Annotated in this window: 2 protein-coding genes and 1 pseudogene; 2 read left to right on the top strand and 1 reads right to left on the bottom strand. The window is 68.2% G+C overall.

Annotation, left to right across the window (positions count from 1 at the left end):
- Positions 1 to 979: pseudogene (locus J7E68_RS12755) on the top strand (signal recognition particle protein); the annotation flags it as partial.
- Positions 980 to 985: 6 nt separating this feature from the next.
- On the opposite strand, the gene J7E68_RS12750 reads toward J7E68_RS12755, so the two are convergent.
- Positions 986 to 1,897, bottom strand: coding sequence for an EamA family transporter (locus tag J7E68_RS12750; protein WP_215173158.1), 912 nt, complete (start codon positions 1,895 to 1,897; stop codon positions 986 to 988).
- Positions 1,898 to 1,975: 78 nt separating this feature from the next.
- Between J7E68_RS12750 and J7E68_RS12745 the strand changes: the two genes are divergently transcribed.
- Positions 1,976 to 2,522 (top strand): LysR family transcriptional regulator (locus tag J7E68_RS12745; protein ID WP_215173156.1); only part of this gene is annotated, 547 nt, incomplete at its 3' end.

The raw sequence follows: 2,522 nt of genomic DNA, 5'->3' as shown, positions 1-2,522 counted from the left end.
CATCGACACGGCCGGTCGCCTCGGCGTCGACGCCGACCTGATGAAGCAGGCATCCGACATCCGCAAGGCGACGGACCCCGATGAGGTCCTCTTCGTCATCGACGCCATGATCGGCCAGGACGCAGTCAATACGGCGAAGGCGTTCCAGGAGGGCGTCGACTTCACCGGTGTCGTCCTGACGAAGCTCGATGGTGACGCCCGCGGTGGTGCAGCGCTCTCCGTCGCCTCCGTCACCGGCCGCCCCATCATCTTCGCGTCCACCGGCGAGCGACTCGAAGACCTCGAGCCTTTCTACCCCGACCGCATGGCCAGTCGCATCCTCGACCTCGGCGACATCCTCACCCTCATCGAGCAGGCCCAGCAGGCCTTCGATGAGGAAGAGGCCGTCAAGATGGCCGAGAAGCTCGCGACCGAGGCGTTCACCCTCGAAGACTTCCTCGACCAGCTTCAGCAGATGAAGAAGATGGGCTCGATGAAGAAGATGCTGGGGATGCTTCCCGGCATGGGGCAGATGAAGCAGCAGCTCGAGGACTTCGACGAGCGCGAGATCGATCGCACAGAGGCGATCATCCGTTCGATGACCCCTGGTGAACGACGCAACCCGAAGGTGCTCAACGGATCGCGCCGGCTGCGCATCGCGCGTGGTTCGGGAATGACCGTCACCGACGTCAATCAGCTCGTGCAGCGCTTCGACCAGGCCGCGAAGATGATGAAGACGGTCGCGCGTGGTGGCACCCCGAACATCCCCGGAATGGGTGCGATGCCCGGAATGGGCAAGCCGGGAGCCTCGTCCAAGCGCGGCAAGAAGGGCAAGTCATCGGGCGGCTCGCGCTCCGGCAACCCCGCGAAGCGCGCGGCTGAGAACGCCGGTCTCGCGCCGTCCGCGACCCCGACGGGATCGGGCTTCGGCCTGGGCGGTGCGAAGGCTCCGAGCGAGGCCGATCTCGCTGAGATCCAGAAGCTCTTCGGCAAGAACTGACGTTCCTCACGTCTGCGATGCCGGCAGTGCGTGCTCCCGAGCACGCGTCGGTGACCGACGTGGCGTTCTGAACGCCGTCAGCTGTCCCCCGATGAGGGCGACGAGCACCAGGGTGATGCCCAGCGCCTGGGACGGCGTGAACGTCTCGCCGGCGACCAGCGTGCCCAGCAGCGTCGCGACGACGGGGGAGAGCAGAGAGAGCAGCCCGGGGGCGATGACCGGCAGTAGCTGGATGCCGCGGAACCAGAGCGTATAGGCAAGCAGCCCGCCGACGGAGCCCAGCCACACGTAGCCGAGCACCGTCCCGCCGTCGATGAGGGGAGGAACGCCTTCGCCGAGCAGCGTGAGAGGCAGGAGGACGAGACCGCCTGCGGTCAGCTGCCATCCCGCATACGCGACCGGCCCGACGCCCGCAGGACGGCCCCAGCGTTTGGTGAGGATCATGCCCAGAGCGGTCGCCGTCACACCGCCGAGCGCTGCGAGGATTCCGAAGGCGTCGAGCTGTGCGGCGGGTCCGAGCACGACGAGAGCGACGCCGCCCGCACCGACCACGGCCGCAGCGGCGCTGAGCGGTCGCACCCGGTCTCGGAGGACGAGCGCGGTCATGCCGAGGATGATCATCGGCTGTGCTCCCGCGACGGCCGCAGCGACTCCGCCGGGCAGTCGTTCGGCCGCCAGGAAGAGCAGGGGGAAGAACGCCCCGATGTTGAGGCTCCCGAGCACGAGAGACTTCAGCCACCAGCCTCCGGACGGCAGTCTCCTGCCGATGGCCAGCGCGATGAGCCCCGCAGGGAGTGCGCGCAGGAGCCCAGCGAGGAGTGGATGACCGGCAGGGAGCAGCTCCGTGGTCACGAGGTAGGTGGTGCCCCAGGAGATGGGAGCCAGTGCGGTGAGGAGCAGAACGGACATGCGTGTCATGTCTTCAGCCTGAAGTGCTCCTGCGGATGAGTTCAAGGCATAGTTGTCACTCGTTCCATGAAGAGCGATCATGGATGTGTGGATCTCCAGCAACTCAGGTACGTCGTCGAGGTGGCATCCGCGTCGAGCTTCACTCGAGCGGCCGAACGCTGCTTCGTCACGCAGTCCGCCCTCAGCCATCAGATCGCCGCCCTCGAGCGGGAGCTCGGACAGCGGCTCTTCATCCGCTCGAGCCGCAGCGTGCGGACGACCGAGGCGGGGGAGGCGTTCCTGCTTCACGCGAAGAAGGCGGTGATGGCGGCCGATGACGCCCGCGAGGCAGCGGCTACGGCTGCCGGTCGGGTCGTGGGGACGCTCCGCCTCGGCGTGATCCCCACAGCGAGTGCGGTCTCGGTGCCGCGGGTCATCTCGGTCTTTCGCGAGGCGCATCCTCATGCGCGGGTCGAGCTCTCGGTCGGCAACAGCGACACCCTCGCCGAGGCGGTGCGCCGGGGTGATCTGGATGTCGCGCTGCTCGGTCTGCGTGAGGGGGCCGAGCCGAACGGCGTCGCCGCCCGGGAGATCGGGCGCGAGCGCCTGGTCCTCGCTGTGCCGCCGCCGCACCCCCCCTCGGGTCGGGCCCGCG

This window comes from Microbacterium sp. ISL-103 (genome assembly GCF_018613995.1).
Lineage (GTDB): Bacteria > Actinomycetota > Actinomycetes > Actinomycetales > Microbacteriaceae > Microbacterium.
This window is presented reverse-complemented; position numbering and strand designations above follow the sequence as displayed.

Bases quoted from the DNA above. Each gene is read 5' to 3' on its own strand.
- J7E68_RS12750 (WP_215173158.1), bottom strand. From the start codon at position 1,897: ATGACACGCATGTCCGTTCTGCTCCTCACCGCACTGGCTCCCATCTCC.